A 14,832-nucleotide genomic window follows, 5' to 3' on the forward strand; every position below is an offset into this window, starting at 1 on the left:
AATGGATTGGATAAAATCAATTAAAACACTCCCACGCAGAGTTATGTTACCTGCCGTGACAGGTTTGATTGGAAGCTTGCTTCTGATCTGCCCTGCACACGCAGCAGAAGATTACGCCATATTCTCTTTAGACTCAGGGTTTGAGGAGATATCAATAAACAAAGCGAGAAAGCTATACAGAGGAAAAACAAAGCGCCTTAATGGCAAACGTGTAGAGCTATCAGATTGGCCTGAAAACAGCACTGAAAGAGAGGATTTTTATCAACTTTTACTCGGAAAAAACGCCGCTCAAATGAACGCTCACTGGGCTGGCTTATCTTTTTCAGGAAAAGCGCGTTACCCAAGAGAAATCAAAGCGGCATCAACCGACAGCTTAGTGGACTGGCTGGATGACAAACCAAATCGTATTGGTTACTCACCGCTCTCTTCGGTTCCTCAAAATGCTAACGTTCTCTACGTTATAAGTTCGGAGAAATAATATGAAAAGAATAATTACGTCAGTGCTATGTGCTTCAATTGCCTCTCCGGCTTTTGCGATTATTGAACTTACCGATAATTTGTCTCTGAGTGGCTTTGGTTCAACGTCTTGGGCTAAGTCAGACAATGAAACTCCCTTAATGATCACTCGGGGTTTTACAGACGAGAATTGCTACGACTGTGACACCACGTTTGGTGTTCAACTCGATTACTTCTACAACTCATTCAAGGCTTCAGTGCAAGTTGTCAAGGCTCCCCAATATAATTGGAGCGACCCTCAACTTGAATGGGCTTACCTCGGATACGAATTTAATGACTTCGATGTAAGTATTGGCCGTCTAAGACTACCGCTATTCCTTGCCTCTGAGTACTACTATGTCGGCCAAGCCTACATGACTGCAAGGCCACCGACAGAAGTTTATAACGCCGTACTAGGCATTACTGCATTCAATGGTATTAAAGTAAGTTGGACTCATGATGTCAGTGACGAAGCGACCCTTCTACTTACTCCATTTGTCGGCATAAAAGATAAAAATGATGTCGACTTCAATTCGACTACAGAATTGGAATTCGAAACGAATCGTATGTTCGGGGCTAACTTACAGTTGAGTGGTGAAAGCTATCGTTGGAATTTGTCATTCCTCGATTCCAACTTTGACCAGACTGTTAAGATTAGAAACGTTGGTGAGCAACCGACTGAAGACAACCAACACATCCAACTTTGGTCATTAGGAGCAGAATACGAACTGGGCCAATTTGTTTTGGCGAGTGAAGGACAAATCAGTGACGTGTCTTCATCTATGTACGGAAGTCTTGGCTACAATTTAGGGGCACTTACTCCTTATGTAGTTTATGGCGCACAATTTGACGCCCACGAGCATCTAACAGGAAACAGCTACCTAATTGGTGTTGATTACGATGTCTTACCAAACGTCTCTATCAATGGCGAGGTGCAGTACTTTGAAGCGCGCAAAGCAAACGCAAACGGTGCCTTCATTAACCAACCGACAGATGATACCGACGCAGTTCTCTACACCATCATGCTGAGTTTCGTTTTCTAACCAAGCGTGGAAAACGTCATCATTGGAATCACAAGCCCAAACTAATCACACAGTCTGGGCTTTTTTATATCTTTGATTTGTCTACTCTAGTATGGCTAAACATTAATCATAGCTATGTTTTAATTCAGAAGTATTTGGGTGATTAAATCACTAATGTCAGAGGCGTCAGCATTGTGTAAGAAAGCTGCAAACTCACGAACTTCACTACTTTAATTTGGTCAACCTAACAGCGAACAAACAGATACCTTAAACGGAGAACGCATGCGAATAGCTACTTTATCTTTAAGCTTGGTTTCAGCGGTCGGTTTCGCCGCCGAACCAAATCCTTTTCCAATTACGCCCGATGAAAGTGGCGAGAAGTTTATGGTAAGTGCGACAAACCCATATGTAAGCAGCACGGGGTATTCGATACTCAAACAAGGTGGTAACGCCATTGATGCGATGGTTGCAATGCAAATGACCATGTCGGTCGTAGAGCCGGATATGACGGGGATTGGTGGTGGTACTTTTGCACTGTTTTATCAAAAAGGTAAAGACCAATTCCTCGCTCTTGATGGTCGTGATGAAGCCCCTTCTAGTGCCACTCCAAACATGTTTATGGAAGATGGTGAAGCGCTAAGTCGAAATGAGATTTTAGGACCAAGATCTGTCGCGGTACCCGGTACACTTCGTTTGCTCTACAGCGCACATCAAGAATACGGAAAGCTACCTTGGTCTGAGTTAGTGCAGCCAGCGATTGAGCTGGCTAGCAAGGGCTATGCGATGAACAGCTACACCTACGACATCGTGGTTCGCGAGCAAACTCGTTTAATTGAAGACCCAGAAATCAAAGCACTCTATTGGGATAACGATGAGATCAAACCAACAGGCACTTTGATGACCAATCCAAAGCTTGCCGACACACTGAACAACATAGCTCAACAAGGAGATAAGTACCTTTATGGTGGCGAGTTTGGTAAGCACATAGTTGAAGCGGTGAACAGCCGAATCGACGCCGACCACGCTAAACTTTCAATCGAAGATTTTGAACAGTATCAAGTGAAACAACGTGAGGTTATCGAAAGCGATTACCGAGGCAATAAGATTGTATCATTTGGCTACCCAGCCTCTGGTGGTGTCATGGTGGCTCAAAGTCTTGAAATGTTAGAAGCCTATGACTTAGCTGACATGTCTAAAACCGATGTTGAACCATGGCGCTTAATGACAGAAGCGATGAGAATTGCCAAAGCCGATCGCATAGCGTATGCAGGTGACCCTGATTACATTGACGCGCCAGTTGCTGCCCTACTCGACAAGTCTTACATCGATGAACGACGTAAGCTCATTCCAGAGACTGGTATTGCGAAAACAAAGCCGAAAGCTGGCCAGTTAACAGATACCAATTACGCTCAGTATCAAGGTTTTGAGAGCCAAGATACCGGGCACATATCGATTATCGACAAAGACGGTAATGCTATTGCAATGACCAGCACTGTTGGCACTGGCATGGGGTCAGGAGTCATGGTCGATGGTGTAATTCTTAACGCTCAGATGGCGAACTTTTCCACCAAACCAACCATAAATGGCAAACCTACTCAAAATGCCATTGAAGCAGGTAAGCGACCTCGTTCAGCAATCACACCATTAATAGTGATGGATAAAAAAGATGACCTGCGTTTAGTTGTCGGCTCTCCCGGCAGTTCGCAAATTCCGGGATACGTTTTGAAAACCGTCGTTGGTGTACTCGATTGGGATCTGTCTGCGCAAGAAGCGATTGACCTTCCAAACATTCAATACGGCACCAAAATAGATCGCACGAAACCTTATGACCCAACAGGTTTACTGGTCGAGAAGAAAACCTACGCTGAAATGTTGGTACCAGAATTCATGCAGCTTGGTTATCCGGTACATGTGATTCCAGTCGTCAGTGGCTTGAACGCCATTGAAGTTAAAGATGGCAAGATCTATGGCGCGACAGACAGGCGCCGAGCATCAAGCTCTATGGGTGAATAACAAAAACGAAATGGGTAAGTAATTTGCTTGCCCTAATTTTTCTTTTGTCACTTAAGCCTTATCTAGCAACCCATAATCAAAAAAACCAGTCGAACGTATCGACTGGCCTTTCATTGGAAGCTTCTCTATGTACTCATTAAGAGATTATGAGCTAGCGGCTACTCGTTTCTCTTTCAACTGCTCGATAACATAGTCAGGCGCCACTTTACCTAACTCACTTAGGCACTCATCAGTTTTTTCGTTGCCATAGCGCACGTAGATATCACATACCGCGTATAACTGCTCCGGAGAACCAGAGATCAAATACGCTTTCTCGAACGATTTCGTCGACTTGTCGATATTCAACTCTTCTTGTAGTACCCCATTGAGGTACCAGTAGTAACTGTTGTCTTTCGCGAGTTCAGCGGCGACTTCAATCTCTTTTGCTGCCGCAACCTTATCTTCAAGGCGTACCAGAGTAAGCGATTTCGAATAGTGAAGAGCGGCATTGTTTGGTACATTTTCCAAACCACGATCTAATGCTTCTACTGCTTGTTGGTTTTTGTTCTGCGCGCGGAAATTGTCTGCGTAGCTCAACCATACTTGAGGATCATTTTGATGCGTTTTGATCAGCTCTAGATAAACAGTCTCCGCTTTATCCCACTCGTTGTGCCAACGTAGAACATCTGCAAACAACAACTGAAACTTCTCTGACTCTTGAGTTTCCAAGAAACTAATCAGGTCTTTTACCGCAGGCTCAATTTCTGCTTTTTGCGTACCGTCTAGAGTATTGAAGTCACGGACTAAGTTTGATGTCGCTGTGTGGCGAACCATAGTATCGCTGTCTTTAAGCAAAGGAGAAACCAATGCCCAACGGTGCTCTAGTTGATAAGGTTCAGAGCCAATAACAGCGGCTTCACGCACTTCAGGGTTTTGGTCTTTCAAACCTCTAGCAACGGCCACCAGCGCATTTTGGCTTGGGTATGATGCCAATTCTTGCAGTGCGCCAGTACGGTTTTCAATAGACTGATTCTGATCTTGTGCCATGTAAGACAGCTGCTGAATGCGTGTTTGAGTATCCGTCATTTCAAGCACTTGATTGATGTTCTGTGCTGGTGCATCAACGGTTTGTTGAACGCCATTGGCTGCCATTACTGACGTTGATAGCAATGCGGACGTTGACATTAATAAAGTAATCGCTGTCGCTAAACTCTTCTTGATCATAGTGTTACCTTAAACTTGAGAACTTAGCCTGTCCCTAGACTCATATCTGATTGAATGTCGTTAAGATTGATAGACCTTGAATTAGAACTTGGTCTCGAACGTTGCTTGTTTAGCCATCTCTGCACGACGCGCCATCATCACGGAATCACTGTACTTACCATGTGCAACAGGATGTCTCATCGCACGCGCGATATACGCCATCGATTTATCGACATGAGAGAAGAACTTGTGCCAGCCCGCACATAAATAATTTAAGCCCGGCTCACCCGCACGAGTTTTGATAAAGCGGTTTTTAGGGCATTCGCCATGACAAGCAAACTTGTAGTCACATTGCTGACATTGACTGGTCAGTGTGCGCGATTTAGCGAAACCAAATTTCTGTTGTGGTGCGCTGTATGCTAAGTCATCAAGCTTTTCGTGGTGAATATTACCGATTTTATATTCAGGGTAAACGTAATGGTCACAAGAGAACACATCGCCGTTTGGCTCCATCGCTAAGCCTTTACCGCAGATCTCATTCAAGGTGCAAAGCGGATTCGGACGACCAATCCACGTTTCCAAACTTGCTTCAAAATACTGAACAAACACTTTACCGATATCGAGCTTTGCCCACTCATCAAACACAGTAATCAGGAAGTTGCCCCACGCTAAGTCAGAAACACACCACGACTCCATGATCGAATCTTTATGACCGGGGATTAGGCGTTTGTCGCCTTGCTTTAGTTGCTCGCTCACTTGAGACGTTTGCGGCGCAACGGTTCTAAAGGTTTTCTGTTCTACGATAGGAATAAACTGCATTTGTGGAGACTTCACCACGTCACGTAGGAAGCGATACACTTCTAATGCGTTTTGACTGGTGAGGTTATTCACACAGGTGAGCGTTGCGAATTTGACTTGGTGCTTGTGCAGCAGCTCGACAGCCGCCATCACTTGTTTGAATGTGCCACGGCCAGCTCGGTTGGTACGATAGGCGTTGTGCAGCATTTCAGGGCCATCGATACTCAAGCCAATCAAGAAGTTATTCTTCGCAAGAAATTGCGCCCAATCGTCATTCAGTAACGTGCCATTAGTTTGTAAATCGTTTGAAATCAATACACCTTCAGGTTGATACTTTTTCTGTAGCTCAACAACACGTTCAAAATAGGCTAAGCCCAGCATGGTCGGTTCTCCGCCCTGCCAAGAGAAAATGATTTCCGGTGTATTTTGACCTTCGATGTATTGGCGGATGTAGGTTTCTAACGTCTCATCATCCATTCTTGGAGAACTGCCTTTCTTGTACTCCAATAAATCTTGCTTACTTAGGTAGTAACAATATTTACAGTCAATGTTGCATGCTGCGCCAATCGGCTTAGCCATAACATGCAAGCGCTTAGATGCTTTACCGTTATATTGTGGACCTTGAGTAATATGCATGATCTACCTACCTATTTTAGTATTCTGGACCCATCATAATTCCTATTCGGTCGAGTGGCATGTTATACCCTTTATAACCAATAGGAATGACCTTAAACATTAGAATTACACCCTATTTCGAACATCTGAGGCACGTGATGAAATTTCTTAATTACAAACAGTTAACAACAATTAGCAGCGTCACCATGACTATTCTTCTGAGTGGCTGTGTAAGCGTGCCTACACACCCTATCGCCCAACAAATTGACCAAGAGATGGTATTGGTTGAAGGCGGCACATTCACAATGGGATCGAACGATCCAGAAGCGACCAAAGCAGAGCGTCCTGCACGTAATGTAACTGTAGATAGTTTCTATATTGCGAAGTTTGAGGTGACTCAAGAATTGTTCGAATCGGTAATGGGTTCATCTCTCAGTTATTTCCAAAACCCACAAGTTCCAGTCAATAACCTTAGCTGGCAGCAAGCAAACTATTTTGTTGAACAATTGAACGAACTTACTGGCGAAGAATACCGTCTGCCGACTGAAGCGGAGTGGGAATTTGCAGCGAAAGGTGGCAACAAAAGCAAAGGCTATACTTACAGTGGTTCCAATAACTTAGATGATGTTGCGTGGTACTCAGCAAATTCTAAAAATAGCGCACATCCAGTCGGGCTAAAGAAGCCAAATGAACTAGGCTTATATGATATGACAGGAAACGTCGGCGAGTTTGTTATTGATGCTTTTGATGACACCTTCTACCGATTCGGCCCAACAGACAATCCAAATAACGCAAAACACAGTGACATCGGCTTATCACACAAATCGGTGCGCGGTGGCAGCTTTGCTTACGACGAAAATGAATCCGAAAGTTACCGTCGTGACTTCGCAAGCCAATCGATCACGATGTCAGATATGGGTTTACGTTTAGTTAAAGATGCAGACTAGGTCAGTGATACATACCAGCTCACAAATGGAATAAGTAAGCAAATTAAAGGGGCGCATGAAGTGCCTCTTTAAACGAAGAATCAAAATAAAATCACACCATCCAAACGTTAGAACGCTACGGTCACACTCAATAAGGACACTTTATGCAATACACTAAGCTTTCGGGACTAGCACTCGCTTTACTCTGTGCTTTGCCTGCCTCTGCCGCAGATAAGCCCAATCTAGTCCTCCAAATCACGGTAGATGGCCTTCGTGCCGACCTTATTGAACGATATAAACACAACTTCGGTGAAGGTGGTTTCCGCTATCTGATGGATGACGGTACATACTACACAAATGCGAACTACCAACATGGCAACACGGAAACGATTGTAGGACATGTGTCGCTTGCAACAGGTGCTCCACCCAGTGTACATGGCATGGTGGGTAACGTTTGGTATGATCGTAGCGAAGAACGTTTGGTGTATAACGTAGAGGATGGCAACTACGAAATGCTAACTTCGGGTGCAGGTGTCGATAAAGCAACAGAAATAGACCCAACGCAGAAGACAGCACAAGGCGACGGCCGCTCTCCAGAGCCAATACTTTCCACCACGTTTGGTGATGAGCTAACGATTTCCAATAGTGGCAAATCAAAAGTCTTCGGTGTGTCTGTGAAAGACCGTGGCGCAATCTCATTGGCGGGACACAGTGGTAAAGCCTTCTGGTTCTCCAAAGCACAATCTGAATTTGTAACGAGTAACTATTACTACGACGAATACCCAGCTTGGGTATCACGCTGGAACGAAAAAGCGATTGCTGCTCAGTATTCCAAACAAAAGTGGGGTCTCTCATTACCGCGTGATAAGTATACGTTGCAAGAACACGATACCGAACACAAAGTGAAACTCGGTGATTTCCAACGCACCTTCCCTCACCCTTACGGCCCTGCGAGTTACAAGTACTACAGCACAACGCTGACCGTGAGCCCGGCTGGTGATGAAATCACGGAAAACTTCGCTAGCACCTTATTAATGCAAGAGAAGCTTGGCCAAGGCGACGTGACCGACTATCTGTCTGTGAGTTTCTCTTCAAACGACTACGTAGTACACCTTTACGGTCCTGAAAGCCTAGAAACTGAAGACAACTTGATCCGACTTGATAAGACTCTCGCTAAGCTTTTCATAACCGTTGATAACCAAGTCGGGCTAGAAAACACATTAATTGTGCTGTCTGCCGACCACGGTGTTCCTGAATCTTCACCTGCGGCAAATGCGCTTGGCTTTAATCAGGCTCAATACTTCAATAAAGACACACTGCTCTCTAGTGGTGTCGAGAAACGATTGAAGGATGAATTTGGTCTAACTAAAGACGCTATTCGTTTATATGCGCAACCTTACATCTACTTGAATCACGATCTAATCGCTGAGAAGAAGCTTGATCTGGCTAAAGTACAAGAAGCGATAGCCGATGAAATTGCAAAAGTGAAAGGCGTTGCGTTTGCTGTATCAAGCAGCGATATCGCAGCCAATCGAGTACCGGATACGCATGTAATGCAGCTCATCAAGAACAACTACCACCCTGCTCGTTCTGGTGACGTGTACGTGGTATTTGCACCGCGCAGCTACATTAACGATATGGAAGGTCTGCAAATTGCCTCGACTCATGGTTCTCCATGGAAATACGACACACATGTGCCAGTGATCTTCGCAGGCTACGATGTTGAAGCTCAGAAAGTATCACGAGCAGTGACGCCATACGACATTGCGCCAACACTTTCGAACAAACTTGGGATCACTCAGCCAAGTGGTTCGATTGGAGAGGTATTGAAAGAAATCGCTGACTAGCAGTATTCGTTCTCTGATCGAGTAAACGATATATGCTTCTCTCCTAAAAAACCGCTTGCCTGTGATGGGTAAGCGGCTTTTTTATCGAAGTATGACGAGTTGCCCTAAAGTGATTTAATTTTTACCGGAATAACGAAACGCTTCTCTGGTGAGTTGATTTAATTGGTCGTCGTTCATCTTGTTGTGCACAACAGTGATACGGCCCAAATAAACCAACGGAACTTCTGCTTCTCGCTCTTCCAAATGAAACTTAATCGCTTCAGCCGTTGCCACACCAAGGTCGTCACTCATTCGCATAGGCGTCGCATCCAATTCATCGGAGCGAATCTTTTCTATCTCTTTCGCAGTACCGCCCCACCCCGTGACATAGACTTCAGACAACATGTCAGCTTTATTTAATGCGTCCACAGCTCCCATGGTCATCGCAGTATTGGCATTGTGAACCATGGTTACTTCCGGAAAGTTACCGAGCACTAAGCGAATCCCATCGGCTCCGCCTATCTTCTGATATTGCCCAAAGTGTTCATACACAGTTAACCAGTCACCTTTCTCTTCTACACAATCAATGAAACCTTGTGAGCGTTGAGTGTCTGTTATCCCCGGGATTCCTCGATTTGCTGAAAATTCGACGTTATTTCCCAGCTCTTTGACAACATGCTCACATAGAACCTCAGCCCCCATCGTACTTGAGAAATCGAACCAACTGTCTGGTTGGTGTTTCCATTGATCATTAGGTGTGTGAAACGCCCAGATGAAGGTTTTGAAATCTTTTGAAGCAGACAGTTTTTGGATGTTACCAGCCTGGATACCCAGTTCAGACGGGCCAAAAATGACGAAATCATAAGGCGTCTCAGAGTTCAGGACTTGCTCGGTGTATTGGGTTTGTAATGAGTGCTCAATTTGCCTTGAGGTAAACTCACTGATCTCAAAAGGTAGCTCCAAAGCGATGAGTCTTTCCTTCAATGCGGTGTAATTTCTTGTCCAAAAGTCAGAAATATCTGCACTTGGATAAATTAACGCAATTCTTACCGGTTTTTCTAACGACATCGGAGCAAATAAAACTGGCTCGCCACTTACAGTCTCTTGAAATTTTTCAAGTTTCTTTACATCAGTCTCCGACCTTACCCCATCAGCATTGACGTACAAAGGGAGGCAAAAACACGCTGTCAGTAAGATAAATAGAGCATTTTTACAAATTTGACCCGGCATAACTGTTACCAAATGTTTGAATGTTTATTAACAATATTATAAATATAGGGCGATTATAAGTTAAAGCATTTTATAAGCCATATGAATAAGAGATTAAATTTTGCGAGTTTGTTGCTCGCTACTACTTGCTGCTCTCAGAGTTTTGCGGGTAATCATGAAGACGATTTCTTCCAATATGCCGAAGAAAAAGTGATGCGAGCGGTTTCTAACCAGCGAACGTGGGATGGCCCAATGCAAGGCCCAGCAGTGCGTCATGAAAAAAACGTTATTTTCGTCGCGTCCGATTTACGTAATGGTGGAGTTTATGGGGTGGGTAGAGGCATCTCTGAAGCCATTTCAAACATTAATTGGCACCTGAGGTTCATTGATGGTTTGGGATCGGAAGTGCGCCAAGGTGCGGCAATTAGAAAAGCGATTGGCTTTGAACCCGATGCCATTGTTCTTGGCGGCATCGATGCAGTCCGACATAAAACCATTTTGAAACAAGCGGAAGATCTCGGAATCGTCGTTATTGGTTGGCATGCCACTGAGCTGGTCGGCGGCAACCCTGATATCGGCTTATACACCAACATCACCACCGACCCTCTCGATGTTGCGGAAGTAGCCGCACTCCTCGCGATTGTAAACTCAAACGGACGAGCAAAAACCGTGGTGTTTACCGACCCGAACTATGAAATAGCGATGATCAAAGCCAACGCAATGATCAACACCATCAAACGTTGCAGCACATGTGATGTACTTGAACTGAACTACTTACCGCTAGACGAAATCGCAGAGCAAATGCCCGCGACACTGCAAACGCTAGAAAAGAAATACGATGAAAAAATCACTCATATTTTAGCAATCAACGACCTATACATTGATTACGCTGTCCCCTCTTTGGAATCGAATCTTGAAGAATATCGGTTAATTCCACAAAACATTTCAGCGGGTGACGGCAGCAAAGCCGCATACAAGAGAATCAATAGCGGTCAGTTTCAACTGGCTACCGTTCCTGAACCTTTATATCTACAGGGTTGGCAAATTGTCGACGAGCTCAACAGAGCATTCAATCAGATGCCTCCAAGTGGCTACTCAGCTCCTGTACACCTTGTTACTCCTGATAATGTTGAGGAGCTCATTAGCGAGTCAGACAAAGGTATCTACGACCCTAAAAATGGCTACCGTGAAGCGTATCTGAAAATTTGGAAGCCACAATGAAACTACCTCAGATAAACATCACCCAACGGCTCATTATTTCAAACCTAGTGTCGCTGTTGATTGTAAGCTTTGCCGTCATCATGGTGATCCGATCGCTCTATTACGTAGAGTCGACACTCAAAACGGAAACCTCAACGCACGTATCAGATTTGATTGTTAACTCTGAAATCAGTCGTCGTGTGTTTACGCTCACCTCTCGAGTTAAGTTGTTGGAACAAACTTTTTTGTTCAGTGAAACTACATTGTCTGAAGAAGCATTTAACGTCGATTTCCAACTACAACGATTAAGAGATCTCTCAACCAACGAAGGGTTCTCACAAAAGATCGACGCCTTTATCGATAACTTCCATCGCTTCTTAGGCAGTTCACTCGCATTAAATCGAATTCTAAAGCAGACCAATCAAATCGATGCTACGTTGGCCGAACAACTTGATCACCTCGAGTTTGCAATCGCAGACAGCAAGCTAAGACACTTAGACCAACCCAATTTCATTCGTTATAACAATGAATTAGATCTCATCAACATGTTACGAGAGTCTTTCCTTACCTCGGGGAAAATGGTTGGAGACATTCACAGTCGTATCACGCCAGAAACTGAGAAAGTACTGCTTATTGAAGTCGAGAAAGAGCTCGACATCTTCTTGCTCCATTTAGAAAACGTCGATATAGAAACGTCTGCGGTTATTGCTGAGAAGAAACGAATTCACCGTACCGTGAAGCGATACAATGCCGCGTTAAAACGTATTCGAGCTAATCTAGAACAGCGTTGGTTGGTTATGGCATCACTGTTAGTTGCTCAAAGTGACTTGTTGGAAATGGTAGAGAAAACCGAATCTCGCGTACAAAGCCAAGCTTTAGAACTGACCGATAAACTAGAAAAAGAGATCGGTTTATCAAGGTTGAATGCCATCATTATCAGCTTTTCGGCCGTTGTATTATCAATGCTGTTAGCCAATCACGTTGTGAGACATCACATTCGAAAACCACTCAATGCTCTCAGACACGGCTTCGACCGTTTAGAATCCGGTAGTCTCAAAAGCCCAATCAACCTTGGAAGAAGTGACGAATGGTCACACTTAGAAAAAGCCTACAACGATATGGCTTTAAGGCTATCTGAAGCTTATCTCGACCTCACTGAAGAGAAAAAGAATTTCGACTTCCTCGCGCACCATGACCCACTGACGAATTTGGCAAACCGATTGTTAGCAACCAAGCGGTTAGATGAAGAGATTAGAAAATCCCAAGAGGACAACGCCTCTTTCTTATTGTTCTATCTCGATATTGACGAGTTTAAAACCATCAACGACTCCTTAGGACATGAACCTGGAGACAACTTATTGGTTAATGTGGGTCACATCCTCAATAACTTGGTCGGTGATAAAGGCTTTGTTGCACGAATGGGTGGTGACGAGTTCTTAGTTGTTTATTCAAACGTTGGCCTACAGGAAGGTGAGCCGATCGCCGATCGTTTGAATCACGCATTAAGAAAGCCCTATTACATCGGTGATAATTCCATCTTTGTCTCAGCAAGTATCGGTGTGTGTGAATACCCTACTCATGGTTTCGACCGTGAAACCTTAATTCGAAACGCAGATACCGCTATGTATCACGCCAAAAGGAATGGTAGAGATCAATACAAAGTTTACGCGGATAAAATGACTCATGAAGTGAACGACTTAATTGAAACCAACATGGGGCTTCATCAAGCGATAGCCAACGACGAGCTTGAAGTATTCTTCCAACCTAAAGTCGACTTAGACTCACAAGGGATCATTGGTGCGGAAGCGCTTGTTCGCTGGCGTCATCCGAAGCTTGGGCTCCTTCCACCGGTTGATTTCCTTGAAGTCGCGGAGAAAAGTGATCTCATTATCGACATCGATAAATGGGTATTTAAGAAAGTAGCCAATCTGATTACCGAGTGGCAACGCACTGGAATCGATTTAGAGGGCGTGACTTTCTCAATCAACTTCTCTGCACGAATGTTCTACATGACCGATCTTGCCGAACAACTGCAGGTTATACTCGATGAAACCGACTGCAAACCTCATCAGTTGCTACTCGAGATAACAGAAAGAGATATGATGCGAGATTTCGAAACCTGCTCTCGGACGATAGAAGTACTTCATTCAAAAGGTTACAAGATTGCGATTGATGATTTTGGTACAGGTTACTCTTCGCTGTCCGTATTGAAGAATCTTTCGGCTGATTGCGTAAAATTGGATCGAAGCTTTATTGAAGACATCAACTCTTCCAAGGTCGATTATGAGATTACTTGCGCGGTGCTTAAACTCGCGCAAATACTCGATTTTTCTGTGATTGCAGAAGGTCTTGAAACCCAGAGCCATGTTAAGACACTGCGTGAGATTGGTTGTAAATACGCTCAAGGATATTTCTTTGCTCGTCCTCTGCCGATCAATGATTGGGTGTCTTACTTCTTACTTAACTCTGAGCAGAGTCAAAAAGAGGCATAACATCGACCGTCGGTACTAAAACGCTTCAACTAAGTAGGTTCATTTGGCCAGCCTTTTAGAGATCGACTATCTCTGAGAGTTAATCAGTCACTTAAATGCCATCATTGATTTTTCATCAAACAAGGGCTGTTATCAGGCAGCACCAAACAAATGCTTGATGGCATGACTTCAAAACGTATTTGGTTGGACCGATTAGGCTCACCATCAAGGTTAATGGGAAGTGACTGAGGGAAATCTATCTCTAACCAGCGAGATTGAGTGTGAACAATGTACTTGCCGTCGTCGGCTGGATGCTTGAGTTCTTCGATGACTTTTGGCAAGTCAGAAGCAACGAAGGCTTTGACGAGAGTCAGATCCATTAAGCCGTCATCAATCAAAGCGTTCGGTGCGAGCTCTTGCCCACCACTAGCCAAGCGGCCATTACAAAAAGCCCCAACAAGGATCTCACCAGTAAAGCTGCCTTTATCTATCGTCAACGTGCCACTGTAAGGTTTAAAACCGAGAGCTTTCACCACACCTGTCAGCGTGTATGCGCCACCACCAAGAAAGTCTTTGAGTTCAACAGGCGTTTCCGCAGTCACTTCCGCGCCAAATCCTGCTGCGGCAACATTCATGAAATAACGGTCATTCGCGCGAACACTATCCACCGCAAACGCATTCCCTTCCAGCGCTAACTTAAAAGCATCTGCAACATCATTGGGGATTCCCGTTGCGGTAGCAAAATCATTCGCGGTTCCCATTGGAATAATCGCAAGTTGTGGTCTCTCACTGGCTCGGAACTGATTAAGCGCATTAACGGCTTCATTCACGGTTCCATCGCCACCAGCTACAATCAGCCGCTTCACACCATCGCATATTGCTTCGCTGACCAAACGAAACATGTCTGACGATTCCCACGTCACTCTAACCTGCAGATCAACATCATTATCCCTTGCCGCATAGATCGCTTGCCTTAACTCAGGGATATTGGCTTTCTTTCCATTTAAAATTGCGCGAATGCTTTCCATGGCTATGTCCTTGTATGGGCTAACTTGATGTTTAGGAGCAATAAAGT

General features: G+C 44.5%; 11 protein-coding genes. 7 read left to right on the forward strand and 4 right to left on the reverse strand.

Annotation, left to right across the window (positions count from 1 at the left end):
• Position 1 precedes the first annotated feature (1 nt).
• The 3 genes from BCT34_RS18880 to ggt all read left to right on the forward strand — a co-directional run bounded on the left by BCT34_RS18880 (position 2) and on the right by ggt (position 3,530).
• Entirely contained in the window at positions 2–478 is a 477-nt protein-coding gene (locus BCT34_RS18880) for a hypothetical protein (RefSeq protein ID WP_076654769.1), read from the forward strand.
• Between the two features lies 1 nt (position 479).
• Positions 480–1,538 (forward strand): porin, encoded by a 1,059-nt coding sequence (locus tag BCT34_RS18885; protein WP_076654768.1) that lies wholly within the window; start codon positions 480–482, stop codon positions 1,536–1,538.
• Positions 1,539–1,799: 261 nt separating this feature from the next.
• Positions 1,800–3,530 carry a gamma-glutamyltransferase gene (gene ggt, locus BCT34_RS18890; RefSeq protein WP_076654767.1) on the forward strand — a complete coding sequence of 577 codons (1,731 nt, stop codon included), beginning with the start codon at positions 1,800–1,802 and terminating at the stop codon, positions 3,528–3,530.
• Between the two features lie 144 nt (positions 3,531–3,674).
• On the opposite strand, the gene BCT34_RS18895 is transcribed toward ggt, so the two are convergent.
• Complete coding sequence (locus BCT34_RS18895; RefSeq protein ID WP_076654766.1) at positions 3,675–4,733, reverse strand: hypothetical protein; 1,059 nt, start codon at positions 4,731–4,733, stop codon at positions 3,675–3,677.
• Positions 4,734–4,814: 81 nt separating this feature from the next.
• The gene (locus BCT34_RS18900; protein ID WP_076654765.1) at positions 4,815–6,146 is read right to left on the reverse strand and encodes an anaerobic sulfatase maturase; all 1,332 of its coding nucleotides are present in this window, start codon (positions 6,144–6,146) and stop codon (positions 4,815–4,817) included.
• Positions 6,147–6,283: 137 nt separating this feature from the next.
• Here BCT34_RS18900 and BCT34_RS18905 point away from each other — a divergent pair, with 137 nt between their 5' ends.
• Together BCT34_RS18905 and BCT34_RS18910 are read left to right on the forward strand one after the other, a co-directional pair.
• Entirely contained in the window at positions 6,284–7,072 is a 789-nt protein-coding gene (locus tag BCT34_RS18905) for an SUMF1/EgtB/PvdO family nonheme iron enzyme (protein WP_076654764.1), read from the forward strand.
• Positions 7,073–7,215: 143 nt separating this feature from the next.
• On the forward strand, positions 7,216–8,898 hold the full coding sequence (locus BCT34_RS18910; RefSeq protein ID WP_076654763.1) for an alkaline phosphatase family protein: 1,683 nt from the start codon (positions 7,216–7,218) through the stop codon (positions 8,896–8,898).
• Positions 8,899–9,012: 114 nt separating this feature from the next.
• Here BCT34_RS18910 and BCT34_RS18915 read toward each other — a convergent pair whose 3' ends face one another.
• Positions 9,013–10,107 (reverse strand): substrate-binding domain-containing protein, encoded by a 1,095-nt coding sequence (locus BCT34_RS18915; protein ID WP_076654762.1) that lies wholly within the window; start codon positions 10,105–10,107, stop codon positions 9,013–9,015.
• A gap of 81 nt (positions 10,108–10,188) precedes the next feature.
• On the opposite strand from BCT34_RS18915, the gene BCT34_RS18920 reads away from it, so the two are divergent.
• Positions 10,189–11,307: a substrate-binding domain-containing protein gene (locus tag BCT34_RS18920; RefSeq protein WP_076654761.1), complete on the forward strand. Its 1,119-nt coding sequence runs from the start codon at positions 10,189–10,191 to the stop codon at positions 11,305–11,307.
• Positions 11,304–13,778 carry an EAL domain-containing protein gene (locus tag BCT34_RS18925; protein WP_076654760.1) on the forward strand — a complete coding sequence of 825 codons (2,475 nt, stop codon included), beginning with the start codon at positions 11,304–11,306 and terminating at the stop codon, positions 13,776–13,778. Before BCT34_RS18920 ends, BCT34_RS18925 begins: the two co-directional genes overlap by 4 nt.
• 101 nt (positions 13,779–13,879) lie before the next feature.
• Here the strand turns inward: BCT34_RS18925 and yegS are convergent, their stop codons facing one another.
• A complete protein-coding gene (yegS, locus tag BCT34_RS18930) occupies positions 13,880–14,785 on the reverse strand; it encodes a lipid kinase YegS (RefSeq protein ID WP_076654759.1) in 906 nt (301 codons plus the stop codon).
• Between the last annotated feature and the right edge of the window lie 47 nt (positions 14,786–14,832).

It is taken from the genome of Vibrio sp. 10N.261.45.E2, from assembly GCF_002875705.1.
GTDB lineage: Bacteria > Pseudomonadota > Gammaproteobacteria > Enterobacterales > Vibrionaceae > Vibrio.

What these genes read in the sequence shown, in the direction of transcription:
- BCT34_RS18880 (WP_076654769.1), top strand. Translation starts at nt 2, where the DNA reads ATGGATTGGATAAAATCAATTAAAACACTCCCACGCAGAGTTATGTTA.
- BCT34_RS18885 (WP_076654768.1), top strand. Translation starts at nt 480, where the DNA reads ATGAAAAGAATAATTACGTCAGTGCTATGTGCTTCAATTGCCTCTCCG.
- ggt (WP_076654767.1), top strand. Translation starts at nt 1,800, where the DNA reads ATGCGAATAGCTACTTTATCTTTAAGCTTGGTTTCAGCGGTCGGTTTC.
- BCT34_RS18895 (WP_076654766.1), bottom strand. Translation starts at nt 4,733, where the DNA reads ATGATCAAGAAGAGTTTAGCGACAGCGATTACTTTATTAATGTCAACG.
- BCT34_RS18900 (WP_076654765.1), bottom strand. Translation starts at nt 6,146, where the DNA reads ATGCATATTACTCAAGGTCCACAATATAACGGTAAAGCATCTAAGCGC.
- BCT34_RS18905 (WP_076654764.1), top strand. Translation starts at nt 6,284, where the DNA reads ATGAAATTTCTTAATTACAAACAGTTAACAACAATTAGCAGCGTCACC.
- BCT34_RS18910 (WP_076654763.1), top strand. Translation starts at nt 7,216, where the DNA reads ATGCAATACACTAAGCTTTCGGGACTAGCACTCGCTTTACTCTGTGCT.
- BCT34_RS18915 (WP_076654762.1), bottom strand. Translation starts at nt 10,107, where the DNA reads ATGCCGGGTCAAATTTGTAAAAATGCTCTATTTATCTTACTGACAGCG.
- BCT34_RS18920 (WP_076654761.1), top strand. Translation starts at nt 10,189, where the DNA reads ATGAATAAGAGATTAAATTTTGCGAGTTTGTTGCTCGCTACTACTTGC.
- BCT34_RS18925 (WP_076654760.1), top strand. Translation starts at nt 11,304, where the DNA reads ATGAAACTACCTCAGATAAACATCACCCAACGGCTCATTATTTCAAAC.
- yegS (WP_076654759.1), bottom strand. Translation starts at nt 14,785, where the DNA reads ATGGAAAGCATTCGCGCAATTTTAAATGGAAAGAAAGCCAATATCCCT.